This window comes from Salmonella sp. 5800 (assembly GCF_046558195.1).
Lineage (GTDB): Bacteria > Pseudomonadota > Gammaproteobacteria > Enterobacterales > Enterobacteriaceae > Salmonella > Salmonella enterica.
The window spans coordinates 239,020-265,957 of the sequence record NZ_JBGDOX010000004.1 but is presented as its reverse complement, the minus strand read 5'-3'; the positions used below and the strand labels follow the sequence as shown (position 1 = coordinate 265,957).

25 protein-coding genes are annotated in these 26,938 nt (G+C 55.2%); 13 read left to right on the top strand and 12 right to left on the bottom strand.

All coding sequences use genetic code 11. The features are described 5' to 3' along the window. Positions 1 to 12 precede the first annotated feature (12 nt). The 3 genes from ftsX to ftsY are packed head-to-tail and all read right to left on the bottom strand — an operon-like array spanning position 13 to position 3,207. Positions 13 to 1,068, bottom strand: a complete 1,056-nt coding sequence (gene ftsX / locus ACLJZ5_RS10560) for a permease-like cell division protein FtsX (protein WP_001081707.1) — start codon at positions 1,066 to 1,068, stop codon at positions 13 to 15. Next, complete coding sequence (gene ftsE, locus ACLJZ5_RS10555; RefSeq protein WP_000617729.1) at positions 1,061 to 1,729, bottom strand: cell division ATP-binding protein FtsE; 669 nt, start codon at positions 1,727 to 1,729, stop codon at positions 1,061 to 1,063. The genes ftsX and ftsE overlap by 8 nt, the downstream gene beginning before the upstream one ends. A gap of 2 nt (positions 1,730 to 1,731) precedes the next feature. Further along, entirely contained in the window at positions 1,732 to 3,207 is a 1,476-nt protein-coding gene (gene ftsY, locus ACLJZ5_RS10550) for a signal recognition particle-docking protein FtsY (protein WP_024797727.1), read from the bottom strand. Between the two features lie 125 nt (positions 3,208 to 3,332). Between ftsY and rsmD the strand changes: the two genes are divergently transcribed. Next, positions 3,333 to 3,929, top strand: a complete 597-nt coding sequence (gene rsmD / locus ACLJZ5_RS10545; protein WP_000743275.1) for a 16S rRNA (guanine(966)-N(2))-methyltransferase — start codon at positions 3,333 to 3,335, stop codon at positions 3,927 to 3,929. Then, a complete protein-coding gene (locus tag ACLJZ5_RS10540) occupies positions 3,919 to 4,188 on the top strand; it encodes a DUF1145 family protein (RefSeq protein ID WP_000906762.1) in 270 nt (89 codons plus the stop codon). Before rsmD ends, ACLJZ5_RS10540 begins: the two co-directional genes overlap by 11 nt. A gap of 21 nt (positions 4,189 to 4,209) precedes the next feature. Here ACLJZ5_RS10540 and ACLJZ5_RS10535 read toward each other — a convergent pair whose 3' ends face one another. Further along, the gene (locus ACLJZ5_RS10535; RefSeq protein ID WP_000042850.1) at positions 4,210 to 4,581 is read right to left on the bottom strand and encodes a DUF2500 domain-containing protein; all 372 of its coding nucleotides are present in this window, start codon (positions 4,579 to 4,581) and stop codon (positions 4,210 to 4,212) included. Positions 4,582 to 4,722: 141 nt separating this feature from the next. Here ACLJZ5_RS10535 and ACLJZ5_RS10530 point away from each other — a divergent pair, with 141 nt between their 5' ends. The 3 genes from ACLJZ5_RS10530 (at position 4,723) to tcp (ending at position 9,471) form a co-directional block, all read left to right on the top strand. Beyond that, entirely contained in the window at positions 4,723 to 5,349 is a 627-nt protein-coding gene (locus ACLJZ5_RS10530) for a lysoplasmalogenase (RefSeq protein ID WP_000964735.1), read from the top strand. Between the two features lie 80 nt (positions 5,350 to 5,429). Beyond that, on the top strand, positions 5,430 to 7,628 hold the full coding sequence (gene zntA / locus ACLJZ5_RS10525; RefSeq protein WP_000106658.1) for a Zn(II)/Cd(II)/Pb(II) translocating P-type ATPase ZntA: 2,199 nt from the start codon (positions 5,430 to 5,432) through the stop codon (positions 7,626 to 7,628). Positions 7,629 to 7,827: 199 nt separating this feature from the next. Further along, positions 7,828 to 9,471 (top strand): methyl-accepting chemotaxis citrate transducer, encoded by a 1,644-nt coding sequence (gene tcp, locus ACLJZ5_RS10520; protein WP_023215176.1) that lies wholly within the window; start codon positions 7,828 to 7,830, stop codon positions 9,469 to 9,471. A gap of 23 nt (positions 9,472 to 9,494) precedes the next feature. Here tcp and tusA read toward each other — a convergent pair whose 3' ends face one another. After that, a complete protein-coding gene (tusA, locus tag ACLJZ5_RS10515; RefSeq protein ID WP_001541054.1) occupies positions 9,495 to 9,740 on the bottom strand; it encodes a sulfurtransferase TusA in 246 nt (81 codons plus the stop codon). Between the two features lie 169 nt (positions 9,741 to 9,909). Here tusA and ACLJZ5_RS10510 point away from each other — a divergent pair, with 169 nt between their 5' ends. Both ACLJZ5_RS10510 and ACLJZ5_RS10505 read left to right on the top strand, forming a co-directional pair. Continuing rightward, positions 9,910 to 10,575 (top strand): 7-cyano-7-deazaguanine/7-aminomethyl-7-deazaguanine transporter, encoded by a 666-nt coding sequence (locus ACLJZ5_RS10510; RefSeq protein ID WP_001531644.1) that lies wholly within the window; start codon positions 9,910 to 9,912, stop codon positions 10,573 to 10,575. 72 nt (positions 10,576 to 10,647) lie between these two features. Then, entirely contained in the window at positions 10,648 to 11,205 is a 558-nt protein-coding gene (locus tag ACLJZ5_RS10505; protein ID WP_001245277.1) for a DcrB family lipoprotein, read from the top strand. A 3-nt stretch (positions 11,206 to 11,208) separates the two neighbouring features. Here the strand turns inward: ACLJZ5_RS10505 and ACLJZ5_RS10500 are convergent, their stop codons facing one another. Beyond that, the gene (locus tag ACLJZ5_RS10500; protein ID WP_077905455.1) at positions 11,209 to 12,468 is read right to left on the bottom strand and encodes an MFS transporter; all 1,260 of its coding nucleotides are present in this window, start codon (positions 12,466 to 12,468) and stop codon (positions 11,209 to 11,211) included. A gap of 89 nt (positions 12,469 to 12,557) precedes the next feature. Here ACLJZ5_RS10500 and ACLJZ5_RS10495 point away from each other — a divergent pair, with 89 nt between their 5' ends. The 3 genes from ACLJZ5_RS10495 (at position 12,558) to nikR (ending at position 14,730) form a co-directional block, all read left to right on the top strand. After that, positions 12,558 to 13,607, top strand: coding sequence for an AI-2E family transporter (locus ACLJZ5_RS10495; RefSeq protein ID WP_000179588.1), 1,050 nt, complete (start codon positions 12,558 to 12,560; stop codon positions 13,605 to 13,607). A 51-nt stretch (positions 13,608 to 13,658) separates the two neighbouring features. Beyond that, positions 13,659 to 14,237, top strand: coding sequence for a 4'-phosphopantetheinyl transferase AcpT (acpT, locus tag ACLJZ5_RS10490; RefSeq protein WP_000285375.1), 579 nt, complete (start codon positions 13,659 to 13,661; stop codon positions 14,235 to 14,237). Between the two features lie 91 nt (positions 14,238 to 14,328). Next, positions 14,329 to 14,730, top strand: a complete 402-nt coding sequence (nikR, locus tag ACLJZ5_RS10485) for a nickel-responsive transcriptional regulator NikR (RefSeq protein ID WP_001190057.1) — start codon at positions 14,329 to 14,331, stop codon at positions 14,728 to 14,730. 102 nt (positions 14,731 to 14,832) lie between these two features. Here nikR and ACLJZ5_RS10480 read toward each other — a convergent pair whose 3' ends face one another. From ACLJZ5_RS10480 to ACLJZ5_RS10465, 4 genes are all read right to left on the bottom strand, one after another. Continuing rightward, positions 14,833 to 15,957 carry an ABC transporter permease gene (locus tag ACLJZ5_RS10480; RefSeq protein WP_001214750.1) on the bottom strand — a complete coding sequence of 375 codons (1,125 nt, stop codon included), beginning with the start codon at positions 15,955 to 15,957 and terminating at the stop codon, positions 14,833 to 14,835. Continuing rightward, on the bottom strand, positions 15,957 to 18,698 hold the full coding sequence (rbbA, locus tag ACLJZ5_RS10475) for a ribosome-associated ATPase/putative transporter RbbA (RefSeq protein WP_000202924.1): 2,742 nt from the start codon (positions 18,696 to 18,698) through the stop codon (positions 15,957 to 15,959). Before rbbA ends, ACLJZ5_RS10480 begins: the two co-directional genes overlap by 1 nt. Then, on the bottom strand, positions 18,695 to 19,762 hold the full coding sequence (locus ACLJZ5_RS10470) for an HlyD family secretion protein (RefSeq protein WP_410958921.1): 1,068 nt from the start codon (positions 19,760 to 19,762) through the stop codon (positions 18,695 to 18,697). Before ACLJZ5_RS10470 ends, rbbA begins: the two co-directional genes overlap by 4 nt. Positions 19,763 to 20,067: 305 nt before the next feature. Continuing rightward, on the bottom strand, positions 20,068 to 21,264 hold the full coding sequence (locus ACLJZ5_RS10465; RefSeq protein ID WP_024797728.1) for an NAD(P)/FAD-dependent oxidoreductase: 1,197 nt from the start codon (positions 21,262 to 21,264) through the stop codon (positions 20,068 to 20,070). A 230-nt stretch (positions 21,265 to 21,494) separates the two neighbouring features. Between ACLJZ5_RS10465 and pitA the strand changes: the two genes are divergently transcribed. Further along, positions 21,495 to 22,991 carry an inorganic phosphate transporter PitA gene (pitA, locus tag ACLJZ5_RS10460; protein WP_000902764.1) on the top strand — a complete coding sequence of 499 codons (1,497 nt, stop codon included), beginning with the start codon at positions 21,495 to 21,497 and terminating at the stop codon, positions 22,989 to 22,991. Positions 22,992 to 23,131: 140 nt separating this feature from the next. On the opposite strand, the gene uspB is transcribed toward pitA, so the two are convergent. After that, positions 23,132 to 23,467: a universal stress protein UspB gene (gene uspB / locus ACLJZ5_RS10455; protein WP_000626193.1), complete on the bottom strand. Its 336-nt coding sequence runs from the start codon at positions 23,465 to 23,467 to the stop codon at positions 23,132 to 23,134. 387 nt (positions 23,468 to 23,854) lie between these two features. Here uspB and uspA point away from each other — a divergent pair, with 387 nt between their 5' ends. Both uspA and dtpB read left to right on the top strand, forming a co-directional pair. Then, positions 23,855 to 24,289 (top strand): universal stress protein UspA, encoded by a 435-nt coding sequence (gene uspA, locus ACLJZ5_RS10450; protein ID WP_000323565.1) that lies wholly within the window; start codon positions 23,855 to 23,857, stop codon positions 24,287 to 24,289. 324 nt (positions 24,290 to 24,613) lie between these two features. Next, positions 24,614 to 26,086, top strand: a complete 1,473-nt coding sequence (gene dtpB / locus ACLJZ5_RS10445) for a dipeptide/tripeptide permease DtpB (protein ID WP_024797729.1) — start codon at positions 24,614 to 24,616, stop codon at positions 26,084 to 26,086. A 91-nt stretch (positions 26,087 to 26,177) separates the two neighbouring features. Here the strand turns inward: dtpB and rsmJ are convergent, their stop codons facing one another. Beyond that, the gene (gene rsmJ / locus ACLJZ5_RS10440; RefSeq protein WP_001165127.1) at positions 26,178 to 26,936 is read right to left on the bottom strand and encodes a 16S rRNA (guanine(1516)-N(2))-methyltransferase RsmJ; all 759 of its coding nucleotides are present in this window, start codon (positions 26,934 to 26,936) and stop codon (positions 26,178 to 26,180) included. Positions 26,937 to 26,938: the final 2 nt, after the last annotated feature.

Below are 26,938 nucleotides of genomic sequence, written 5' to 3'. Positions count from 1 at the left end.
ACCACGATTTTATCAATCGGGAGTAAAGTGACGTAAATGTTGCACCGTGGCCAGCCAGGCGGCGATCCAGCCAATCATGGAACAGACCAGCAGCAGCAGCAGGCACTCATCGAACGATAAGCCATTGAGATCAAACTTCGTGCCGAAGACCTGCGCCACTTCAGTCACCGCCGATGATAAACGCATCACCAAAATTTCAGACAATATCAGTGAAAGAAACGCGCCGGAAAAACCGAGCAACGCGCCGCCATAGAGGAACGGACGCAGGATAAAGCCATCGGTCGCGCCAATCAGCTTTTGCACGTTAATGGTATCGCGACGGGCAAAAATGCTCAGGCGCACGCTGTTGCCGATAACGAGGAAGACCGCCGCGACCATCAGCACGCCGATCATCGCCGACACGCGGCCCACCAGCCCGGTGAGCGCCGCCAGGCGCGCAAACCAGCTATCATCCATGCGGACTTCGTCAATGCCGTTAATCTGCGAGATACGGTCGCGCAGCGTATTAAGCGAGGCGGTACTCTGGAAGTCCAGCTTGGGGATCACCACCGCCACCGCCGGTAGCGGGTTCTCTTCCAGCATATCCAGCGCGCCGCCAAAACCCGACCAGTTGCGGAATTCTCCCAGCGCGTCCTCACGGGACAGGTAGTTGACCTTCTCAACGCCCTGCTCGGCCTGAAGCTGCCCAACAACCCGTGCCGCCGCGTCATCATCCAGCGTTTTTTGCAGATAAACGGTGATCTGCGGCGACGGATAATACTGAGTCGCCGCCTGGTTGACGTTTTTATAGACCATGTAACAGACGCTGGGCAGCGTCAGGGAGATGGCGATCACCATCACCGTCAGAAACGTCGCCAGCGGTTTGCTTTTCAGATCTTGCAGCGCGCCGTGCCAGGCATAGCGCACCTGTTCATTAAAGACATTCGTTTTACGTGAGTTCGGTTTCGGTGTCGGCTTCTGGCGTCCTGGCGCGTTGCGCCCGCCGCCTGTTCCGCCGCGAGACTTACGCAGTCGATCCAGCCGTCCGCCGAACTGCCTGATTTGGTTAATCGCGTCGCGCCTATTCATTGGCCAGGCCTCCATGCAGATGTCCATCGCTCAGGACGAGCTGCCTATAGGAACGACGGGAGATAAGTCCAATATCGTGCGTCGCCATCAGTACCGTCACCCCTACGCGGTTAAACTCTTCAAACAGACGTAAAATCCCTTCCGACAACGCGTCGTCCAGGTTCCCGGTCGGTTCATCCGCCAGCAATACCGCTGGCTTATTGACCACCGCGCGGGCGATGCCCACGCGCTGCTGTTCGCCTCCGGAGAGTTGAATCGGGAAGTTTCTCGCTTTGTCCAGTAGTCCAACCTTATCCAGCGCCGCCGACACACGACGACGGATATCATCGCCGCTGGCGCCGGCAATGATTAACGGTATCGCCACATTGTCATAGACCGTGCGATCCATCAGCAGATGGTGATCCTGGAAAATCATCCCAATCTGGCGGCGCAAAAACGGCACTTCGCGGTTTTTCAGGCGCGTAATATCATGCCCGCTGAAGAAGATTTTGCCGGCGCTGGGCCGCTCAATCCCACAGATTAGCTTCAGCAGGGTACTTTTCCCCGCGCCGGAGTGGCCGGTCAGAAACGCCATCTCGCCTGGCCGCATATGGAATGTCACTCCCTGCAGCGCTTGTCTCCCGCCGAGATAGGCCTTGCTGACATGTTCAAAGCGAATCATTGTTAATCCTCTCGGGCAAAAAGTGCCTCAATAAAATCGTCCGCCTTAAACGGACGCAAATCCTCGATACGTTCGCCCACGCCAATGTAACGGATAGGAATGCCAAACTGGTCAGCTACCGAGAAAATCACCCCGCCTTTCGCCGTACCGTCCAGCTTGGTCAGGGTAATACCGGTTAAGCCTACCGCTTCATGGAACAGTTTGGCCTGGCTTACCGCGTTCTGTCCGGTGCTGGCGTCAATGGTCAGCATAACTTCATGTGGCGCTTCTTCGTCCAGCTTTTTCATGACGCGAACGATTTTTTTCAGCTCTTCCATCAGGTGCGACTTGTTCTGCAGACGCCCTGCCGTATCGGCAATTAACACATCCACATTACGCGCCTTCGCGGCCTGGATAGCGTCAAAAATCACCGAGGCGGAGTCCGCGCCGGTATGCTGGGCGATAACCGGAATGTTGTTACGCTGTCCCCAGACCTGTAGCTGTTCGACCGCCGCCGCGCGGAAAGTATCCCCCGCCGCCAGCATCACTGATTTACCCTGCTGCTCAAACTGGCGCGCCAGTTTACCGATAGTAGTGGTTTTACCCACGCCGTTCACGCCAACCATCAGAATAACAAAAGGCGTTTTACCTTCAATATTAAGCGGTTCGTCTACCTTCGCCAGAATCTCGCCCATCTCGTCTTTCAACAGACCATACAGCGCCTCGGCATCTTTAAGCTGTTTGCGGCTGGCGCCTTCCGTCAGATTAGCGATAATCTTACGCGTGGTTTCCACCCCGACATCAGCGATGAGCAACTGCTCTTCCAGCTCCTCGAACAAATCATCGTCGATTTTCTTGCCGCGGAACAGACTGATAAATCCGGAACCGAGATTTTCTTTGGTTTTCAGCAGACTGCGTTTCAGGCGGGCAAAGAAACCTTCTTTAGTCGGTTTTTCCTGCTCCTGAACGATCGCTTCCACCGGCGCGTCTTCTTCCGCCGGCGGAACAACCATCACCGCCTCTTCCGCCGCCTGAGCGGCCAGCGCCTGCGCTTCCAGCTCTTCGTCAGTGAATTTCGCCGCGTTTTCGCCCTCTTCTTCTACCGCGGCAATGACCTCTACGGTTTCCGCTTCGGCCTGCCACTCTTCCGGCGAGATAGCCTCGTCTTTGACCTCTTCCGGCAGCGGCAATTCCTCGCGTTCCACCACGATCTGCGGCGCTGCCATCTCAATGGCCGTCGCGGGCTCCGGCTCTACCGGCTGCGGTTTTTCGCTCTCCTGAACTTTCTCAGTAACGTCCACCACCTCTTCCGCAAAGGCTTCTGTTTCTGCTTTGCTGTGCGCGGGCGTTTGCGCGTCTACGTCTGCCGCCGTTTCAACAGGGGGCTCAACCGGTCGTTGTTCCTCAACAATCTGCTGTTCTTCGGTCTGTTCCTGCTTCTGCTCTTTATCACCGAAGCCCAACCAGGAAAAGAAGCCACGTTTTTTCTGTTTTGCCATCTGCGACTACACCCCTCGCGGCGCTATATACATGGAAGCTAAAAAAATGATGAAATAGTCTATCACTTAACTTAATTCACATCACCGCCTGGAATAACTTGCAACAGGCGGTTCGAGCAAGAGAAATGAAAAAACCGACTCACTCTGGCAGCGGCCAAATCCGCATTATTGGCGGGCAATGGCGTGGCCGTAAATTACCGGTTCCGGACAGCCCGGGTCTGCGTCCCACCACCGATCGCGTGCGCGAAACGTTATTTAACTGGCTGGCTCCGGTAATGGTAGACGCCCATTGTCTGGATTGCTTTGCCGGCAGCGGCGCGCTGGGTCTGGAAGCGCTATCACGTTATGCGGCCCAGGCAACGTTACTGGAAATGGATCGCGCCGTATCGCAGCAGTTGCAAAAAAATCTGGCGACGCTGAAAGCCAACAATGCTCGCGTCGTCAATACCAATACTCTGGCCTTCCTCAGCCAGCCGGGAACGCCGCATCACGTCGTCTTTGTCGACCCACCGTTTCGTAAAGGGCTGCTGGAAGAGACGTTACAATTGCTGGAAACCCAGGGATGGCTGGCCGACGACGCGCTAATCTACGTAGAAAGCGAGGTGGAAAACGGTCTGCCGCCCGTTCCGGCGAACTGGGCATTGTATCGAGAAAAGGTGGCCGGACAGGTCGCTTATCGTCTGTATCAGCGCGACGCGCAAGGAGAAAATGATGTTGATTAATCTGGGCCGCTTATTAATGCTCTTCGTGTGGGCATTTTTGATTCTTAATCTGGTGCAACCCTTCCCGCGCCCGCTCAATATCTTCGTCAACGTGGCGTTGGTGTTCATGGCGCTGATGCACGGTATGCAGTTGGCGTTGCTGAAATCAACGATACCGAAAGAGGGTCCGCAGATGACGACGGGAGAGAAAATCCGCATTTTCCTGTTCGGCGTGTTTGAGCTGCTGGTCTGGCAGAAGAAGTTTAAGAACAAAAAATAACGTTTGCTGCCGGATGACGGTTTATTCGTTATCCGGGGTACGGCTAACAAACCCGACGAACCGCGTTCCCTTATAGCTCAGCGTACCTTGATCGCCCACCGTCAAAGCGTGGTACTGCTGCGCTTGTAAACGGAACGTTTTTTCCAGACCGCCATTGAGCGGCTTAAAACTTGCCTCATAGCGCATACTGGTTCCCGCCGGGCTCACTTCCTGCTGGCGAGAGCGTCGGTCATTAACCGGCTTCTCCCGTTTATTGCTGACCACGACCAGCTTTTGCTGTAACGGCGCCGCCTCATTAGCGGCTTTTTCCCGCCGTTGCTGAACGAAGCGGAACGACGCGGCAACTACGATTAATGCAATGATTATAATGAAGAAAAGCGGTGGCTTACTCATACTGTTAACCTGTCAGAAAATGCGGAAATAAGCATACCCTGCCCGTTATAGTGTTGTCATCTGACCGTCACGGCCTCTACACTGAATAATAGAGCCGCAAGCATACCGTTTGCGAAAAAATAACGAATTCAAGGAATTAAGATGCTTTGGTCGTTTATCGCTGTCTGCCTGTCCGCATGGCTGTATGTGGACGCCTCCTATCGCGGGCCAGCCTGGCAACGCTGGGTTTTTAAGCCCGTCACGTTATTACTGTTGCTGTTACTGGCCTGGCAAGCGCCGATGTTTGACGCCATCAGTTATCTTGTGTTGGCCGGGCTGTGCGCCTCGCTGGTCGGCGATGCGTTAACGCTCTTACCGCGTCAACGCCTGCTGTACGCCGTCGGGGCATTTTTCTTATCGCATCTGCTCTACACCATTTACTTTGCCAGCCAAATGACGTTGTCGTTCTTCTGGCCGCTGCCGCTGGCGTTACTGATAGTCGGCGCGTTGCTTATCGCCGTTATCTGGACGCGACTGGAGGAGCTACGCTGGCCGGTATGTACTTTTATCGCCATGACTCTGGTCATGGTCTGGCTGGCGGGCGAACTGTGGTTCTTCCGCCCAACGGCGCCAGCCCTTTCGGCCTTTACCGGCGCGACGCTGCTGTTTATCGGCAATATCGTCTGGCTGGGTAGCCATTACCGCCGCCGTTTCCGGGCGGATAACGCGATTGCCGCCGCCTGCTACTTTGCCGGACACTTCCTGATTGTTCGCTCGCTGTACCTGTAAATAATAGCGCTTGACTCTGGAGTCGACTCCAGAGTGTATCCTCCGGTTAATGAGAAAATTATCATCAACCGGAGGACGTTATGTCGACCCCTGATACCGATGGCAAAAAAGTCCCGCCCTTTACCTCCTTCAGATTAGCCCCGGCAATACAGAAGGCCGATAGCTGCTGCTGCGAAGAACATTGCGCGTCCAGCGCGCCTGTTTCTACTGCCGTGGCAGGCACGCGCTATACCTGGAAAATCTCCGGCATGGACTGCGCCGCCTGCGCCCGAAAAGTGGAGAATGCGGTCCGCCAAATTCGCGGCGTCAACCAGGCGCAAGTGCTGTTCGCCACCGAAAAGTTAGTGGTCGATGCCGACGCCGACCTCCGCGCGCAAATTGAACGCGCCGTACAGAAGGCGGGTTATACCTTGCGTAGCGAAGATTCGCGCGACGCCGCGCCTGAATCTCGTCTTAAAGAGAACCTGCCGCTTATTACGCTGATCATTATGATGGCGATAAGCTGGGGGCTGGAGCAATTTAACCACCCGTTCGGCCAACTGGCCTTTATCGTCACCACTCTGGTCGGTCTGTATCCTATTGCCCGCCAGGCGCTGCGGCTGATGAAAAGCGGCAGTTGGTTCGCTATTGAAACGCTGATGAGCGTCGCCGCCATTGGCGCGCTGTTTATTGGCGCGACGGCGGAGGCGGCAATGGTATTGCTGCTGTTCCTCATCGGCGAGCGCCTGGAAGGATGGGCCGCCAGCCGCGCCCGTAAAGGCGTCAGCGCGTTAATGGCGCTTAAACCGGAAACAGCGACCCGTCTGCGCGACGGCGTACGGGAAGAGGTCGCTATTAATACCCTGCGACCGGGCGATATTATCGAAGTCGCCGCCGGGGGGCGTTTACCCGCCGACGGTAAACTGGTTTCCGGTTTCGCCAGCTTTGATGAAAGCGCGCTCACCGGCGAGTCTATCCCAGTGGAGCGCGCAACGGGCGACAAAGTCCCGGCAGGCGCGACCAGCGTTGACCGTCTCGTCACCCTGGAGGTGCTATCTGAACCTGGCGCCAGCGCGATTGACCGTATCCTGACGCTGATTGAAGAGGCGGAAGAGCGCCGTGCGCCCATTGAGCGGTTTATTGACCGTTTCAGCCGCATCTACACGCCAGTCATTATGGTCATCGCGCTGCTGGTGACGCTTATTCCGCCGCTGATGTTCGATGGCGGCTGGCAGGAGTGGATTTATAAAGGGCTGACGCTGCTGCTCATCGGCTGCCCGTGCGCGCTGGTGATCTCCACGCCCGCGGCCATTACCTCCGGGCTGGCGGCGGCGGCACGGCGCGGCGCATTGATTAAAGGCGGCGCAGCGCTGGAGCAACTGGGCCGTATCACGCAGGTTGCCTTTGATAAAACCGGTACGTTGACCATCGGTAAACCACGGGTGACGGCGATTCATCCGGCAAGCGGTATCAGCGAGGCTGAACTGTTGGCGCTGGCGGCAGCCGTAGAACAAGGCGCTACGCACCCGCTGGCGCAGGCTATTGTCCGCGAAGCGCAGACACGCGATCTGGCGATCCCGACGGCGGAATCGCAGCGAACGCTGGCCGGCACCGGAATTGAAGCGCAGGTTAACGGCGAACGTATTCTGATTTGCGCGGCGGGAAAACAGCCTGCGGCAGCGTTTGCCGGGCAAATTAGCGAACTGGAAAACGCCGGGCAGACGGTGGTTCTGGTGCTACGTAACGAGACCGTTGTTGGCGTCCTCGCCCTCCAGGATACGTTGCGTGACGATGCGCGCGACGCCATCCGCGAACTGCATCAGTTAGGCGTTAACGGCGTGATTCTGACCGGCGATAACCCACGGGCGGCGGCAGCGATTGCCGGCGAGCTGGATCTGGCGTTTAAAGCCGGGCTACTGCCGGAAGACAAGGTGCGGGCAGTCACCGCCCTTAACCAACAAGCGCCGCTGGCGATGGTGGGCGACGGCATTAATGATGCGCCCGCGATGAAAGCCGCCAGTATCGGAATTGCGATGGGCAGCGGTACTGACGTCGCGCTGGAAACGGCTGACGCCGCCCTTACTCATAACCGTCTGCGCGGGTTAGCGCAGATGATTACGCTGGCGCGCGCTACCCACGCGAATATCCGGCAGAACATCACCATTGCGCTGGGGCTGAAAGCCATTTTCCTGGTGACGACGCTACTGGGTTTTACCGGGCTATGGCTGGCAATCCTGGCGGATACGGGAGCCACGGTATTGGTGACCGCCAATGCGCTACGTTTGCTGCGTAAAAACTAATCTTCTCCCACCCGGCGGCGTCGTGTCGCCGGGTTATCCCGCGATATTCCTTTCTTTGTACATATTATTCACGCGAAAATTATTTATTTTCTATTACTTATCAAACCATTAATCAGAAATAGCGTGATTTGATGTAAGGTTAATTTTTATCCAACCGATATTGATCATACCGTCTACAAAATAAGGAATGTTAGGCACTATGAAAAATATCAAAGTCATCACCGGCGTTATCGCGACGCTGGGCATATTTAGCGCCTTATTGCTGGTGACAGGAATACTGTTTTATTCCGCCGTCAGCAGCGATCGGCTGAATTTCCAGAATGCGAGCGCGCTGAGTTACCAACAACAGGAACTGGGCGGCAGTTTTCAGACATTGATCGAAACCCGCGTCACCATTAACCGCGTGGCGATACGCATGTTAAAAAATCAGCGCGATCCCGCCTCGCTGGACGCCATGAACACGCTGTTAACCAACGCTGGCGCGTCGCTCAACGAAGCGGAAAAGCATTTCAACAACTACGTGAACTCCGAAGCGATCGCGGGAAAAGATCCGGCGTTGGATGCCCAGGCCGAAGCCAGCTTCAAGCAGATGTATGACGTTTTGCAGCAGTCTATCCACTATCTTAAAGCCGATAATTACGCCGCCTATGGCAACCTCGACGCGCAAAAAGCGCAGGATGACATGGAGCAGGTATATAACCAGTGGCTCTCTCAAAATGCGCAATTAATAAAATTAGCCAGCGATCAGAATCAGAGCAGTTTTACCCAGATGCAATGGACGCTGGGGATAATTCTACTTATCGTACTCATCGTGCTGGCGTTTATCTGGCTGGGGCTGCAACGCGTTCTACTCCGCCCGCTGCAACGGATTATGGCGCACATTCAAACTATCGCCGACGGCGATCTTACCCATGAGATAGAGGCTGAAGGACGCAGTGAAATGGGTCAACTGGCCGCCGGTCTCAAAACGATGCAGCAGTCGTTAATCCGTACCGTCAGCGCGGTGCGCGATAACGCAGACTCTATCTATACTGGCGCAGGCGAAATTTCCGCTGGCAGCAGCGACCTCTCTTCCCGTACCGAACAGCAGGCCTCGGCGCTGGAGGAGACCGCCGCCAGCATGGAACAGTTAACCGCCACGGTACGGCAAAACACCGATAATGCACGACAGGCGACGGGTCTGGCGAAAACCGCATCAGAAACCGCGCGTAAAGGAGGACGCGTGGTGGATAACGTAGTGAACACCATGAACGATATCGCCGAAAGCTCGGAAAAAATCGTGGACATCACCAGCGTGATTGACGGTATCGCCTTCCAGACTAATATCCTGGCGCTGAACGCCGCGGTAGAAGCCGCCCGCGCCGGCGAACAGGGGCGAGGATTCGCGGTCGTGGCCGGAGAGGTACGTACGTTGGCCAGCCGTAGCGCGCAGGCCGCCAAAGAGATCAAAGTGCTGATTGAAAACTCCGTGTCGCGCATTGATACCGGCTCTACGCAGGTACGCGAAGCGGGAGAAACCATGAAAGAGATCGTCAACGCCGTGACTCGCGTGACCGATATTATGGGCGAAATCGCCTCTGCCTCCGATGAGCAAAGCAAAGGCATTGAGCAGGTGGCGCAGGCGGTATCGGAAATGGACAGCGTGACGCAGCAAAACGCCTCGCTGGTAGAGGAATCCGCAGCAGCGGCGGCGGCGCTGGAAGATCAGGCTAACGAACTTCGTCAGGCGGTGGCCGCGTTCCGCATCCAGAAACAGCCTCGTCGGGAAGCGTCGCCGACGCCGTTAAGCAAAGGTTTAACGCCACAGCCCGCCGCAGAACAGGCGAACTGGGAAAGCTTCTAATCAGAATGTTATCTGCCGTGCGGTTAATGCGCTTTACGCAATAAATAGCGGTACGGCAGACCCTCCGTCTCTTGCGCCAGCAAATCGTGTTCCATAAAGGTACAGAACCCCGGAATATCACGCGTCGTCGCCGGATCGTCGGCGATAATCAGCAATGTTTCGCCAGTTTGCATGTTGCGCACCGTTTTGCGCACCATCATTACCGGTTCAGGGCAACGCAGCCCCAGGGCGTCAAGCGTATGGTCAGGGGAGGAAAACAGATCGCTCATCTTCGTCTCAATGGTAGAAAAACGGCGATATTTTACGCCCATCTTCGTCAGTAAGCCAGGCAGGTTAACGATTGCGTGAAAATTAGCCATTGCAATGCCAGCGCAAAACAGTATTATGCGGCGGTTCTTTATTGGGTTCCCTCACCCCATCCAACAAAAAGGTCACAATATGACTCCGTTTACACAATCACAGCGCATAAAAGCGTTGTTCTGGCTATCGCTATTCCATTTACTGGTGATCATTTCCAGTAACTATCTGGTGCAGCTCCCCATCACTATTTTTGGTTTCCACACGACCTGGGGCGCGTTTAGTTTTCCTTTTATTTTTCTCGCCACCGATCTTACCGTGCGTATTTTTGGCGCACCGCTGGCGCGCCGCATTATCTTCGCCGTCATGATCCCCGCGCTGCTGGTGTCGTATGTGGTGTCATCGCTGTTCTATATGGGCGCCTGGCAAGGTTTCGCCGCGCTGGCGAACTTTAATCTGTTTGTCGCCCGTATCGCCGCCGCCAGCTTTATGGCCTACGCGCTGGGACAGATCCTTGATGTCCATGTGTTTAACCGCCTGCGCCAAAATCGTCGCTGGTGGCTGGCGCCGACCGCTTCAACGCTGTTTGGCAATATCAGCGATACCCTTGCCTTTTTCTTCATTGCGTTCTGGCGAAGCCCCGATGCCTTTATGGCCGAGCACTGGATGGAAATTGCGCTGGTGGATTATTGCTTTAAGGTGCTCATCAGCATTATTTTCTTCCTGCCGATGTACGGCGTTCTACTGAATATGTTGCTGAAAAAGCTGGCAGATAAATCTGAAATTTCCCCATTACCGGCAAGTTAAAGGTTCGTTTTCCGAGTTGTGATAAGATGAGCGAATGAGCCGTTATGGCCGTTTATCGAAAGGAAGAAGTCAATGCGCAATTTGGTTAAATATGCCGGTATTGGCCTGCTGGTTATGGGGCTTGCGGCCTGTGATAACAACGATACAAAAGCGTCGGCAGAAAGCGCCGCCGCAGAAAGCCAAGCCTCCGGTCAGCCCATCAGCCTGATGGATGGCAAACTCAGTTTCTCACTGCCGGCGGATATGACCGATCAAAGCGGTAAGCTGGGCACCCAGGCGAATAATATGCACGTTTATTCTGACCCGACGGGCCAGAAAGCGGTGATTGTTATCGTCGGCGATAATACCGATGAAGCGTTGCCGGTGCTGGCGAACCGCCTGCTTGAGCAACAGCGTAGCCGCGACCCGCAGCTTCAGGTCGTCACCAATAAGTCTATTGAGCTCAAAGGCCATACGTTGCAACAACTGGACAGCATTATCTCCGCGAAAGGCCAGACGGCGTACTCTTCCATCGTGCTGGGCAAAGTGGATAACCAATTGCTGACGATTCAGGTCACGCTGCCTGCGGACAATCAGCAAAAAGCGCAAACCACGGCTGAAAACATCATCAATACGTTAGTTATTAAGTAACCTTTACGATGATGATGCGGCCTCCGGCAGTGCAGACGGAGGCCGTTTTTTTAAGCGCCAGGTCAGCAATAACGCCATCGCTACCAGCCCGGCTGCCGCCAGATAAATCACCGGCACGCCCGCCCAGGTCATCACCAGCCCCGCCAGCGGCCCGGTAACCCCCAAAGACATATCCATAAAGACGGTATAGGTCGCCAGCGCCGCGCCCTGGTTCTGCGGCGGCACGGCTTTGACGGCCACCACGCCCAGCGCCGGAAAGACCAGCGAAAACCCCATCCCCGTGAGTAAAACGCCGATTTTTGCCATCCACGGCATGGCTGCCGTTCCCACCAGTAACAGACCAATAATCTCCACGCCAAAGCAGATCATGGCGACATTCAACCCGCCTAAACGATTGATACCGTTAGGGAACAGCAAACGCGTGCCGACAAACGCGACGCTAAATAACGTGAGCGCAAAGGCGGCACCATCCCAGCCTTTAGCATCATAAAATAAGGTAATAAACGTCGCGATGACGCCAAACCCTGCCGAGGCCAGCGCCAACGCCATACCATACAGCCAGACACGCCCCAGCACCGCGCGAAACGGCAGCGGCTTGCCTTTGTTCGCCTTCACCGACGGACGTGGAAGGGCTAACAGTATCGCCAACAGCGCCACGCCCATCACCGTTAGCGCCAGCCCCTGTAACCCGCCCCAGGCATAACACAGCACGCCCAGCGGCGCGCCCATCGCCATTGCGCCGTAGGTGACGATACCGTTCCAGGAGATAACCCGACCAATATGCAACGACCCGACGACGCCGACGCCCCACAGTGTCGAACCGGTGCCGGCAAAACTTTGCCCAATCCCCAAAATCACGCGACCCAGCCCCAGTAGCAACAAACTGATCAGCGGCCAGGCGCTGGCGATATCCGCCAGCAGGTAGCCGAGTCCGCTTAAAAAACAGCCGCATAAGCCAAAGACAACGATTTTTTTCGGCCCTAATACATCCGCATACCGCCCGGCATGGGGACGGCTTAACAGAGTGGCGAAGTATTGCAGGCTGATAATAAGCCCCGCCCAGAACGCGCTGAATCCCATCGCATCATGCACATAGCCTGGCAAGACGGCGAGCGGCAGGCCGATGGTCAGGTAGCTGGCAAAGTTAAACATCACAATGGAGACAATACGCAGATTGAGGCGCAATCCGTTTAGCGCCGGTTCAGCGACGGGTTCGGGCATGAGTATCACCGCATTTTTACAACATGTTTTCTTTTCTATCATGGCGCGCGGTGAAAATCAGTAGTGAGATTCAGATTATCGGTATCAGGGCAGCCGCTACACTTAGAAAAAAACACAACAAGGAAAACTTCATGGCAACCGCTCAACCCGACAAAACGGGTATGCATATTCTGCTGAAACTGGCCTCCCTGGTTATTATTCTCGCCGGGATTCATGCCGCGGCGGATATTATTGTACAACTCTTGCTGGCGCTCTTTTTCGCCATTGTTCTTAATCCATTAGTGACCTGGTTTATTCGCCGGGGCGTGAAGCGACCGCTGGCGATTACTATCGTGGTGGTCGTCATGCTGATCGTGCTTACCGCGCTGGTGGGTGTGCTTGCTGCATCGCTTAATGAATTTATCGCTATGCTGCCTAAATACAGCAAGGAGCTGACGCGTAAGGTCTTACACCTTCAGGAGTTAATGCCCTTCCTGAATTTACATATGTCGCCGGAACGTATGCTCCGCGGGATGGATTCCGATAAAATCATGCTCTTCACCACAACATTAATGACCGGCGTATCGGGCGCGATGGCAAGCATTGTGCTGCTGGTGATGACCGTGGTTTTTATGTTGTTTGAGGTGCGTCACGTGCCTTATAAATTACGTTTCGCGCTAAACAATCCACAAATCCATATTGCCGGCCTGCACCGCGCCCTGAAAGGTGTCTCGCATTATCTGGCGCTGAAAACGCTGCTCAGTCTATGGACGGGCGCGATTATCTGGCTGGGGCTGGCGTTAATGGATATTCAGTTTGCGCTAATGTGGGGCGTACTGGCCTTTTTGCTCAATTACGTTCCTAATATCGGCTCGGTGATTTCCGCCGTTCCCCCCATGATTCAGGCGCTGTTATTTAACGGCTTTTACGAGTGCGTACTGGTCGGCGCGCTCTTTTTGGTGGTCCATATGGTGATTGGCAACATTATGGAGCCACGCATGATGGGCCATCGTCTGGGAATGTCCACGCTGGTGGTATTTCTTTCGTTATTGGTCTGGGGATGGCTATTAGGCCCGGTCGGGATGCTCTTGTCTGTTCCTTTGACCAGCGTCTGCAAAATCTGGATGGAAACCACTAAAGGCGGCAGCAAACTGGCGATCTTACTGGGGCCAGGCCGACCGAAAAGCCGTTTACCGGGATGAGGCGACAGATGCTACAATCTCCTCTTCTTCATAGGCAACGTTGGTCCTGATATGTACCAGGTCGTTCTGGGAAAAGTGTCAACATTAAGCGCAGGTCAATTGCCCGACGCGTTAATCGCTCAGGCGCCGCAGGGCTTTCGCCGGGCAAGCTGGCTGGCCGGGCGCGTGCTGCTTTCCCGTGCGCTCTCGCCGTTACCGGAGATGGTGTATGGCGAACAGGGTAAACCGGCTTTTTCCGCCGGAACGCCGCTGTGGTTTAACCTCAGCCATAGCGGCGACACTATTGCTCTGTTGCTTAGCGACGAAGGTGAAGTCGGCTGCGATATTGAAGTGATCCGCCCGCGCGATAACTGGCGTTCGCTGGCAAATGCGGTATTCAGCCTCGGCGAACATGCTGAAATGGAAGCGGAACGTCCGGAGCGACAACTGGCGGCCTTCTGGCGTATCTGGACGCGTAAAGAAGCCATCGTAAAACAACGCGGCGGCAGCGCCTGGCAAATCGTCAGCGTGGACAGCACGTTGCCCTCTGCCTTGTCGGTCAGCCAGTGTCAGCTCGATACGCTCAGTCTGGCAGTCTGTACCCCCACACCGTTTACGCTGACGCCGCAGACGATAACAAAAGCGTTATGACACATTAATTTTTCCCTCTGGCGGCGGACGTGTGTTACAAAATGCGGAGCTTCCCATGCGCCGACGCGCCATACCAAAAGGTTTAAGTCAGATGCAACGTGTCACCATCACCCTCGATGACGATTTACTGGAAACGCTGGACAGCCTGAGCCAGCGACGCGGCTATAACAATCGCTCCGAAGCGATCCGTGATATTCTGCGCGGCGCTCTGGCGCAGGAGGCCACCCAGGAACACGGTACACAAGGTTTCGCGGTACTTTCATATGTTTATGAACATGAGAAACGGGATTTAGCCAGCCGCATCGTCTCCACCCAGCATCATCATCATGATTTATCCGTCGCCACGCTGCACGTCCATATCAACCACGATGACTGTCTGGAGATCGCCGTTCTGAAGGGCGATATGGGCGACGTACAGCATTTTGCCGATGATGTTATCGCCCAGCGCGGCGTGCGCCACGGCCACTTGCAGTGTTTGCCGAAAGAAGACTAACGCCCCAGCGCCTTACCGGGGGCGCTTCGCTTGCCCGGCCTACGCTCGCACGTCTGTCGTTTGTAGGCCGGATGAGGCGCAGCCGCCATCCGGCAATAATGTTTACGCCATTGTGCCAATCGTTTTTCTGAAGCGTAACAGCGCTATCAGGAAGAACACGCCGCCTATCGCCAGCAGGGTCAGGAACTGCGGCCAGACGATGCTCAAACCTGCGCCGCGATAAAGAATCGCCTGGGCAAGGCTGACAAAATGCGTCGTCGGCATGGTCAGCATAATATCCTGCACCGCCTGCGGCATACTTTCGCGCGGCGTGGAACCGCCGGAAAGCATTTGTAGCGGCAACAGTACCAGAATCATTAATAACCCCAGCTGCGGCATCGAACGGGCGATGGTGCCCATAAAAATCCCAATTGAAGTGGTGGCGAAAAGGCTCAGCGCCACGCCCAACATAAACAATGGGATCGATCCTTCAATCGGTACGCCAAGTACGCCTTTCACCATCAACATCAAAGACAAACCGGAAACCACCAGCACGACCAGCCCCATCGACCACACTTTCGCCATCATGATCTCAAAGGGCGTGACCGGCATCACCAACAGATGCTCTACCGTGCCGTGTTCTCGCTCGCGGATCAGCGCCGATCCGGTCAGCACTATCGCCAGCATGGTAATGTTGTTGATAATCGCCATCACGCCGCCAAACCACGCCGGGTCCAGATTTGGGTTAAAGCGCATCCGAATCTCCAGCGACACCGGCTGAACGTTATCTCCCCGCGCGCGCGCCACAAAGCTGTTGACCTCGCCGCTAATAATATTCTGGATATAACTGTTGCCGGTAAACGCCTGGCTCATGCGCGTCGCATCGACGTTAACCTGAATATCAGGCTGACGTCCGGCCAGCACATCACGCTGGAAATTCGGCGGAATATTGACCGCAAAGGTATAGCGTCCGGCATCCAGTCCGGCATCCATTTCCGTTGCCGTAATCATCTCCGGCGGCAGAAACCACGGGCGGTAAAAACTATTCACAATACGGTTCGACAACTGCGACTGATCCATATCGGCGATGGCGATAGGGGCAAGATGCAACGAACCGGGCAGGACGGTAGCGGAGGAGTAAACCGAAATCGTAAAGGCGAAGACGATCAGCGCCAGCATCGCTTTGTCGCCCAGCAGACTGCGCAGTTCTTTGACGCCGAGGTTATAAATATTACGTAATCCGCGCATTACCCCTCCTGTTTTTTCAGCAGCAGAATGCTCAGACCCATCACCACCGGGACGGCAATCAGTAACGGCATAAATAACGGCCAGAGATCGGACAGATCCAACGCTTTGGAAAACGTCCCGCGCGCGATCGTCAGAAAATGGCTGGTCGGGTAGATCTCGCCGATCCATCTTCCCGGTCCTTCCAGCGAAGCCACCGGATCGATCATGCCGGAAAATTGTGTTGCCGGAATGAGGGTAATAATCGACGTCCCAAAAATAGCGGCGATTTGGCTCTTCATAAACGTAGAGATCAGCAGCCCCAGACCGGTGGCGATGATGACGTAAAGTAGCGCCGCGAGGGTAAGCGTGAGAAAGCTGCCTTTCAGCGGCACGCCGAACACAAAGACCGACAGCGCGCACAGTAGCAAGAAGTTCAGCATACCCAGCGCGATATACGGCAGTTGTTTACCCAGCAAAAATTCGCTGCGCGTCGTCGGCGTTACGTACAGATTAATCATCGACCCCAGCTCTTTCTCCCGCACCACGCTCAGGGCGCTAAGCATTGACGGGATCATCATGAGCAGCAGCGGAATGACCGCCGGAACGATAGCGGGCAGACTTTTCACATCCGGGTTATAACGATAGCGCGTTTCAATGTTGAGCAGCCCGGTCTGTTTAACCGGGTTCGGCTGACGACTTGCCGCCTCCTGCAGCCAGCTTTGGTGCATCGCCTGAACGTACCCCTTCACCGTCTCGGCGCGGCTGGGCATGGCGCCATCCACCCAGACGCCAATCTGCGCTGGCGTACCGCGAGCAATATCGCGGCCAAAATTAGGCGGGATCTCAATGGCAACCGCCAGCTCTCCCGAACGCATCCGCCGGTCAAGTTCGTCATAGCTGGCGAGCGGCGGCTGTTCGATAAAATAGCGCGATCCCGCCAGATTGAGCGACCATGCCTGACTACTGACGGTTTGATCGCGGTCGAGTACGGCAAAACGCAGGTTCTCCACGTCCATACTGATGCCATAGCCCATAATCAACATCAGAATTACCGTTCCCAGCAGCGCCAGCGTGGAACGTACCGGATCGCGGCGTAGCTCCAGCGCTTCGCGGCGACTGTAGCTGAACAAACGCCGGAAGCTCAATCCCTGCCGCGACGGTTTACCTGACGCGGCGGGCGTCTGGGATGGCGGTATTGGGGTTTCAGGCGCCGCTCCCGCAGCTTCCTGTAGCCAGGAAATAAACGCCGCCTCCAGATTGGCCGCGCCCCGCTGTTGCACCAATTCCTGCGGCGTACCGCTGGCGAGCACTTTACCGGCGTGCATCAATGACATTCGGTCGCAACGTTCCGCTTCGTTCATAAAATGGGTCGAGATAAAAATCGTCACCTTATCCTGACGCGAAAGATCGACCATAAGCTGCCAGAACATATCCCTGGCGACCGGATCAACGCCGGACGTTGGCTCATCAAGAATCAGCATTTCCGGGCGATGGATCACCGCTACCGCCAGCGATAAACGCTGGCGGATACCGAGCGGCAACGAAGCGGGGAGCGTATCTTCCACCTCCGTTAGCATAAAGCGTTCGATCATCTGCGCGACGCGCGCCGGGATCTCCGCTGGCGGAATATGAAACAGGCGGGCATGAAGTTCCAGATTCTGCCGCACGGTGAGTTCGTTATAGAGCGAAAAAGCCTGCGACATATACCCGACCCGGCGACGGGTATCGATGTCGTTCGGGTCTACTGGCTGGCCAAATAGCCAGGCCTGGCCTTCGCTGGCGGGAAGCAGACCGGTCAGCATTTTCATAGTGGTCGATTTGCCGCAACCGTTTGAACCGAGGAAGCCAAAAATCTCGCCGCGCGGAATACGGAAATTAACATGGTCAACCGCGACGAACTTACCGAAGCGCATGGTCAGATCTTTCGCCTCAATGGCAATCTCTTCCTGCTCAGCGTGATACGGCGGGATCACCACTGGCTTATGCGCCTGGCGCTGCGCTTCTGGCAACAGGGCGATAAACGCCTGTTCCAGCGTCGCGCTATGGGTTTTTGCCCGCAGTTGCTGCGCGCTGCCGGTTGCCAGTATCTCGCCCGCATTCATCGCCACCAGCCAGTCAAAACGCTCCGCCTCTTCCATATAGGCCGTTGCGACCAACACGCTCATATTGGTCTGCCGTTGGCGGATACTGTCAATTAAGTCCCAGAACTGAGCGCGGGAGAGCGGGTCCACGCCGGTGGTAGGCTCATCAAGAATCAGCAATTCCGGGTCATGAATCAGCGCACAGCACAGCCCCAGCTTTTGTTTCATCCCACCGGACAGCTTCCCGGCAGGACGGTCACGAAACGGCGCCAGGCCGGTGCTGTTCAGCAGCTCGGTAATACGCGCTTCGCGTTCAGCTTTGTCATGACCAAAGAGACGAGCGAAAAAATCGACGTTCTCATAAACCGATAACGTGTGATAAAGGTTTTTCCCCAGCCCCTGCGGCATCCAGGCGATGCGCGGACAGACGTCGCGGCGATGTTTCGCATCGCGCATATCGCCGCCCAGGACGATAACGTTCCCTTGCTCAATCACCCGCGCGCCAGAAATCAGCGACAGCAGGCTCGACTTACCCACCCCGTCCGGACCAATCAGCCCGACCATACTACGGGCGGGAATGTCCAGCGTGATATTGTTCAGCGCGACCGTTTTTCCGTAATGCTGGCTCACCCCCTCAAGCTGCGCCACGGGAGGAACAGGCACCAGCGTCAGCGACGTCATTGCGACAACCTCACGCTTAGAGCGTCAGGCCAGGGCACGCGCTCATCCAGACGAACCCAGGCCATTCCCGGCAAACCGGTTTTGACATATTCCAGATGCTGTCGCAGTAGCTCTGGCGGAATACGCGCTTTGACACGGAACATCAGCTTTAACCGTTCATCGTGGGTTTCCACGGTTTTGGGTGTGAACTGCGCCACGCTGGCGACAAAACTGATCGTCGCCGGAATACGCAGATCCGGCGCGGCGTCCAGCACCAGTCGCGCTTCGCCGCCGATCTTCAACAACCCCGCCTGTTCGGTCGGCAGGAAAAATGTCATATAAACATCGCTGAGATCGACCATGTTCAACACCCGGCCGCCAGCCGATAACACTTCGCCCGGCTCCGCAACGCGGTACTGCACGCGTCCATCGCGCGGCGCTTTTAATTCGCTGTCGTCGATGTCGGCGACAATACGCCGCTCGGTCGCCTGCGCCGCTTCCACGCGCGTTTGCGCCTGGATAATACTGGTACGCGCCGCCTCAATCGCCGCTTTTGCCGCAGATACCTGCGCTTTGGCGGTCTCGAGGGCGGCGCGCGCGCTTTCCGCCGCCGCACGATCGTCATCTAACTGTTGTACAGATACCGCGCCACGCTGCGACAGCGAACGGGAACGCACGTGACGTTTAGAGACGGAGTCCAGCTCAGCTTCCCGCTGTTTGACGACCGACTGCGCGGCGCGCATTTCACTCTGGCGTTGCTCCAGCAAGGCGCGGGCGGCGGCAACTGCGCTCTCGGCCTCTTTAATCTGCGCAATCGCCTCCAGCCGCTGCTCCTGCAATACGCGGGTATCCATTTTCGCCAGCACCTCGCTCTGACGAACGAACTGCCCTTCCGAAACGAGGATGGTATCAATACGCCCGGCAATCTTAGTGGCAATATCCACTTCGGTGGCTTCAATTCTGCCGTTGCTGGCGGCAAATCCCTCCGGTATTCCCGCAGGGCGCAGCATCCACCAGGCTATCGCGGCCACCGCCACAAGAATCCCCGCTCCCCACCACACCAGATGACGCTTCATTTTGTCCATAATCGACCCGCCGTAATCCCTGTTGTCTAACCATGCGTGTCACAAAGTCCGCCGGGCGTGCGCTCAGCGGGGGTTTCCATTCGGGATAAGAATGAAAAAAGAAAAGGGGCCAGACGACGAACAGACGCCGATGAAGCGCTCGCCGTCAAAGGGAGTGAATGATGTAGGTACCCGGAAAAGAGGGAGTAATGTTGTCATCATCAGCGTTCCTGGCCGTAAATGAAACACGCATACTCATAACTGCTATAAATCGATACTAACACCTCTGTCCGGGATGTCTATTCGCTTATTGTTTGTAATGGTACTTAGCGTTTTGCCGCCAAATCCTGCGCGCAGGCCCAGGCGCTCGACCACGCCCACTGGAAGTTATAGCCGCCCAACCAGCCGGTGACGTCCATCACTTCGCCGATAAAATAGAGACCCGGCACGCGGCGCGCTTCCATAGTCCGCGATGATAGTTCGTTTGTATCCACGCCGCCCAGCGTCACTTCCGCTGTCCGATAGCCTTCGGTGCCGTTAGGCTGCACTTGCCAGGCCGTAAGCGTGTCAACCAACGCCTGCTGGTCACGAACGTTCAACTGCCTGAGCGATACATCCGGGATGTGCCCCAACTGTTGTAAACACTCCACCAACCGTTTCGGCAGATGCATCGCCAGCGTGTTCTTCAGACTCTGGTTCGGGTGCGCGTTACGCTGTTCATTGAGAACGTCTTCCAGCAAGAGGTCCGGCAATAAGTTAATACTCACTAACTCGCCCGGTTGCCAGTAGCTGGAAATCTGTAAAACAGCGGGGCCGGACAGCCCACGATGGGTAAAAAGTAGGTTTTCCCGAAATACCGTGCCATTGCGGGCGGTAATTACGCAGGGCACAGAGACGCCAGACAGCGTCTGGAGCTGTTCTAACAGCGGCTTATGTAGCGTAAAGGGCACCAGCCCGGCGCGCGTCGGCAACACCTTGAGACCAAACTGTTCGGCGATTTTATAGCCAAACGGCGATGCGCCAAGCCCCGGCATCGACAGGCCGCCGCTGGCAATCACCAGCTTTTGCGTAGTCACCGTCTCGCCGTTCAACGCCAGTACGAAACCCGACTCATCACGCTCGACGCTCAATACCTCGCTACGCAGGCGCATCGTTACGCCGCCTTTGTCGCACTCGGCAACCAGCATATCGACAATGCGTTGGGCGGAATCATCGCAAAAAAGCTGTCCCAGCGTTTTCTCATGCCAGGCTATCCCATACCTGCCGACCAGATCGATAAAATCCCACTGGGTATAGCGGGCTAACGCTGATTTACAAAAATGGGGGTTCTGGCTCAAATACGCAGCAGGCTCAACATAAAGATTAGTAAAGTTGCAGCGTCCACCACCGGACATGAGGATTTTACGTCCTGGCTTCTTGCCATTATCGATGAGCAGCACGCGGCTACCCGCCTGTCCTGCCTGCGCGGCGCAAAACATGCCCGCTGCGCCAGCGCCTATAATAACGGCATCAAACCTTTCCACGTCGCCTTCCTCTCTCAAATTCGGGCGGGAATTGTAAAGTTTCCTCAGTGGTCGCACCAGCGCGAAAAGCGCCTGAAAATGGTATTTATCTGAAATATATAAGATAATTCTTTAGTGATATCAAACAAAGCACGAAGTACATCAAAAAAAGTCTATATTTCACTTTGCCCGCGCCGCCAAAGTCACTGATAATGCGCCGCGTTCATGTCCTCAAAATGGCGTAACGTCCTATGCTACATTTGTTTGCTGGCCTGGATTTACATACCGGGCTTTTATTATTGCTTGCTCTGGCTTTTGTGCTGTTCTACGAAGCAATTAACGGCTTCCATGACACAGCCAATGCAGTCGCAACCGTGATTTACACCCGTGCGATGCGTTCGCAGCTGGCGGTTGTCATGGCGGCGGTGTTTAACTTTTTTGGCGTTTTGCTGGGGGGTCTCAGCGTGGCGTATGCCATTGTGCATATGCTACCAACGGATCTCCTGCTCAACATGGGTTCCGCGCACGGCCTCGCTATGGTCTTTTCCATGTTGCTGGCGGCGATTATCTGGAACCTCGGTACCTGGTATTTCGGGTTGCCGGCGTCCAGTTCCCACACGCTGATTGGCGCCATTATCGGCATCGGTTTAACCAATGCGATGATGACCGGCACGTCAGTGGTGGATGCGCTTAACATCCCGAAAGTTATCAATATTTTCGGTTCACTCATTATCTCCCCTATTGTCGGTCTGGTATTCGCCGGCGGTCTGATTTTCTTGCTGCGCCGCTACTGGAGCGGTACTAAGAAACGCGCCCGTATCCACCTGACGCCAGCCGAACGTGAAAAGAAAGACGGCAAGAAAAAGCCGCCGTTCTGGACGCGTATCGCGCTGATCCTCTCAGCTATCGGCGTGGCGTTTTCGCATGGCGCGAACGATGGTCAGAAAGGCATTGGCCTGGTCATGCTGGTGCTGATTGGCGTCGCGCCTGCGGGTTTCGTGGTCAATATGAATGCCTCCAGCTACGAAATCACCCGTACGCGCGATGCTATCAACAATGTCGAAACGTACTTTGAGCAGCGTCCTGACCTGCTGAAAGCCGTCACCGGCGTTGACCAACTGATTCCCTCTCCGGAGCCGGGCGCGACTGAACCGACTGAATTCCACTGCCATCCGGCTAACACCATTAACGCGCTTAACCGTGCGAAAGGGATGCTGGCAAACGTGGAAAGCTACGACAAGTTAAGCGTTGAACAGCGTAGCCAGTTGCGTCGCATTATGCTGTGCATTTCCGACACGACCGACAAAGTCGTGAAATTGCCTGGCGTAAGCAGCGATGACCAGCGCCTGCTGAAAAAGCTGAAGACCGATATGTTAAGCACCATTGAGTATGCGCCGGTGTGGATCATTATGGCAGTGGCATTGGCGCTGGGTATTGGTACGATGATCGGCTGGCGTCGCGTGGCGACCACTATCGGCGAGAAAATTGGTAAAAAAGGCATGACGTATGCGCAGGGAATGTCGGCGCAGATGACGGCGGCAGTCTCTATCGGTCTTGCCAGCTACACCGGTATGCCAGTTTCTACCACTCACGTCCTCTCCTCTTCAGTGGCGGGAACCATGGTCGTTGATGGCGGCGGGTTGCAGCGTAAAACCGTGACCAGCATTCTGATGGCCTGGGTATTTACGTTACCGGCGGCGATTATTCTTTCCGGCGTGCTGTACTGGCTTTCCCTGAAGATTATTTAAGCCAAATGGGCCGGATAGCGCTGTCGCTAATCCGGCCTGTCAGAATAAAGCAACACAGGCCTGACAGGCCGCTACAAGCGGCGTCATCCGGGAGGCTTATCTAACACAAGCGGGTCAGGAAACTGGCCCACTTTTTTTATTCAGTGCCAAATCATGAGCGCAATCAAGCTCACCACCACCAAACCGCATAACGCGCTGGTCAGCAGAAACTGGCGGCGCACGCGTTCACAACGGCGAATAAATTCTTCATCATGATGATCGCGATAGCGCTGAGCGTAGATATACCATACCAAGCGCACCTGTTTGTTGGGCTGACCATGCGTGGTAAAGAAGCCGCCGCCATCGACATATTGATAGAGCAAAGGATCGCAACCACGAAGTACCACTAACAGTGCGCGTAGCGATGAGAAATAGCGCGCCATATTAACAATGCAAACGACACATAAAGCCCAGAATAGTGAGACGGTGCTTATCATATCTCCTCCCCGGCGACCCGCCCACGGAGTTCCTCTCCGGGACTACCGCTCCCCGATACCCTGCCAGACAATCAGTGAAAGAGTACTACGAAAGCCGTCCATATTAGCGCTCCGCATTCGAACGGCTCTTATACACATTGTAGGAGATCAGTTAATTTTTTTACCAGAAGGTTAATCACTATCAATGCAATTCCCTGAAAATTTTGTTTAACTAACTGGCAAGCAAGGCAGATTGACGGATTATCCTGGTCGCTATAATGTAAGGATAGTTATGGTAAACGGCTGAGCTAGCCCCGCGCATAGAGTTCGCAGGACGCGGGTGACGCGGCGGCATAAGAAACGCCAGTAGCTCAATGGTCATCGACAACTTATGGAAGGAGTAACACTATGGCTTATAAACACATTCTTATCGCAGTTGATCTCTCCCCGGAAAGTAAAGTTCTGGTTGAAAAAGCGGTCTCTATGGCGCGCCCCTACAACGCGAAAATCTCCCTCATCCACGTTGACGTGAATTATTCAGACCTGTACACCGGTCTGATTGACGTCAATCTGGGCGATATGCAGAAACGTATCTCCGAAGAAACCCACCACGCGCTGACCGAGCTGTCTACCAACGCTGGCTACCCTATCACTGAAACCCTGAGCGGTAGCGGCGATTTGGGCCAGGTGCTGGTTGACGCCATCAAGAAATACGATATGGATCTGGTCGTTTGCGGTCATCACCAGGACTTCTGGAGCAAACTGATGTCTTCTGCGCGCCAGCTGATCAACACCGTTCACGTTGACATGCTGATTGTGCCACTGCGCGACGAAGAAGAGTAATACTTGCCGTGCCGGCTGGCGGCTAAGACCGCATCTGGTCTATAGTCAATCAGGTTGGCCTGAACCATCAGGCAAATTCCGGCTATCAACAACAACGCCCGCTTATGTGGGCGTTTTGTTTATCCCCCCTTCTTCGCAGTACTCAGTACATCATTCCATCACACCAAACATAATTAGTGTGATCCACTAATTAGTTTGCGTATCATTTGTATAATAACCTATTGATCAGGCTAATAACCGCAGTCTATATCAGGGTAAGTCTTTTCGGCGCGTTTTGATATACGCGCTCATACGTTTCGGGATGGCATTAAAAGGCGAAGGAATATGAATACAACTGCACCTACGGGCTTGCTGCAGCAACCTCGTCCATTCTTCATGATCTTTTTTGTAGAATTATGGGAACGATTTGGCTATTACGGCGTCCAGGGCATCCTGGCGGTCTTTTTCGTTAAACAATTGGGTTTTTCTCAGGAACAGGCCTTTATTACCTTTGGCGCTTTTGCGGCGCTGGTTTATGGCCTGATCTCCATCGGCGGCTATGTTGGCGACCATCTGTTAGGGACTAAACGCACCCTGGTCCTGGGCGCGATTGTGCTGGCGATTGGCTATTTTATGACCGGTATGTCGCTATTAAATCCCGATCTGATTTTTATCGCACTGGGTACGATTGCCGTGGGCAACGGGTTATTTAAAGCCAATCCCGCCAGCCTGCTCTCTAAATGCTATCAGCCTAAAGATCCCCGGCTGGATGGCGCTTTCACCCTGTTTTATATGTCGATTAACATCGGTTCTTTGTTATCGCTATCGCTGGCGCCGGTGATTGCCGATAAATTTGGCTATGCGGTGACCTATAATCTGTGCGGCGCTGGTTTAATTGTTGCGCTTCTGGTGTACTTCGCCTGCCGTGGCATGGTGAAAAATATCGGTTCTGAACCGGATCATAAACCGCTACGTTTTCGCAATTTACTGCTGGTACTGCTCGGCACCGTCGTCATGATTTTCCTCTGCGCCTGGCTGATGCACAACGTTAAGATTGCCAATCTGGTGCTCATCGTCCTTTCTATCGTCGTCACTATTTTCTTCTTTCGCGAAGCGTTTCGTCTGGATAAAACCGGCCGCAATAAAATGTTCGTGGCGTTTATTCTGATGATTGAAGCCGTGCTGTTTTACATTCTGTATGCGCAGATGCCTACCTCGCTGAACTTCTTTGCGATTAATAATGTGCATCATGAAATTCTTGGATTCGCCATTAACCCGGTGAGTTTTCAGGCGCTGAACCCATTCTGGGTGGTCGTCGCCAGTCCGGTACTGGCAGCGATTTACACCCGACTGGGTAGCAAAGGCAAAGATCTGACTATGCCGATGAAGTTTACGCTTGGCATGTTCCTCTGCGCGCTGGGTTTTCTGACCGCCGCCGCCGCCGGGATGTGGTTTGCCGATGCGCAAGGATTGACGTCGCCGTGGTTTATCGTGCTGGTGTATCTGTTCCAGAGTCTGGGCGAGCTGCTGATTAGCGCGCTGGGGCTGGCAATGGTCGCCGCTCTGGTGCCGCAGCATCTGATGGGCTTTATTCTGGGAATGTGGTTCCTGACCCAGGCCGCCGCCTTCCTGCTCGGCGGTTATGTGGCGACCTTCACTGCCGTACCGGAAAACATCACCGATCCGTTACAGACGCTGCCAATTTATACCGGCGTCTTTAGCAAAATTGGTCTGGTAACGCTGGCGGTCACCGTGGTGATGGCCATTATGGTGCCGTGGTTAAATCGAATGATTAATACGCCAGTTACCGAACAGTAATACTCAGTGCCGGATGCGGCTTACGCCTTATCCGGCCTACAAATAATTGAGAATCGTAGGCCCGATAAGCGCAACGCCATCGGACAATCCGTTACTCCGTCAGAGGGGTTCCGGCATAAATATCAAACCGATGCCCTTTGGTAACGATGGCGTTGGGCGTCGCGACATCCGCCAGCGGCGGCGCATAATCGGGACGTTTGACCACCACGCGTTTGGTCGCCAACTGACGCGCCGGTTCCAGCAGTCCGTCGGCGTCGAGATCCGGCCCCACCAACGACTGAAATACCCGCATCTCTTTCTTTACCAGCGCGCTTTTCTGCCGGTGAGGAAACATCGGATCGAGGTAGACCACCTGCGGGCGCGGCGTGATATCGGTTAACGCCGTCAGGCTGGAAGCATGAATCAACTGCAAACGCTCCTGAAGCCAGCCGCCAATGTCCGCATCAGCGTAGCCGCGCGTCAGACCGTCATCGAGCAACGCGGCGACCACCGGATTACGCTCCAGCATCCGCACGCGGCAACCGACGGACGCCAGCACAAACGCATCGCGCCCCAGTCCGGCCGTGGCATCAACCACGTCCGGCAGGTAATCGCCTTTGATACCAACGGCTTTCGCCACCGCTTCGCCGCGCCCGCCGCCGAACTTACGTCGATGGGCCATCGCGCCGCCGACAAAATCGACAAAAATACCGCCGAGCTTCGGTTCGTCGCGCTTGCGCAGCTCCAGATGTTGCGGCGTCAATACCAGCGCCATCGGGTTGTCTTCGTCATGCTCCAGTCCCCAGCGGGCAGCCAGAACAGATAAGGCGCCGTCTGTGGCGCCCGTTTCATCCATTAAGCAGATTTGCACGT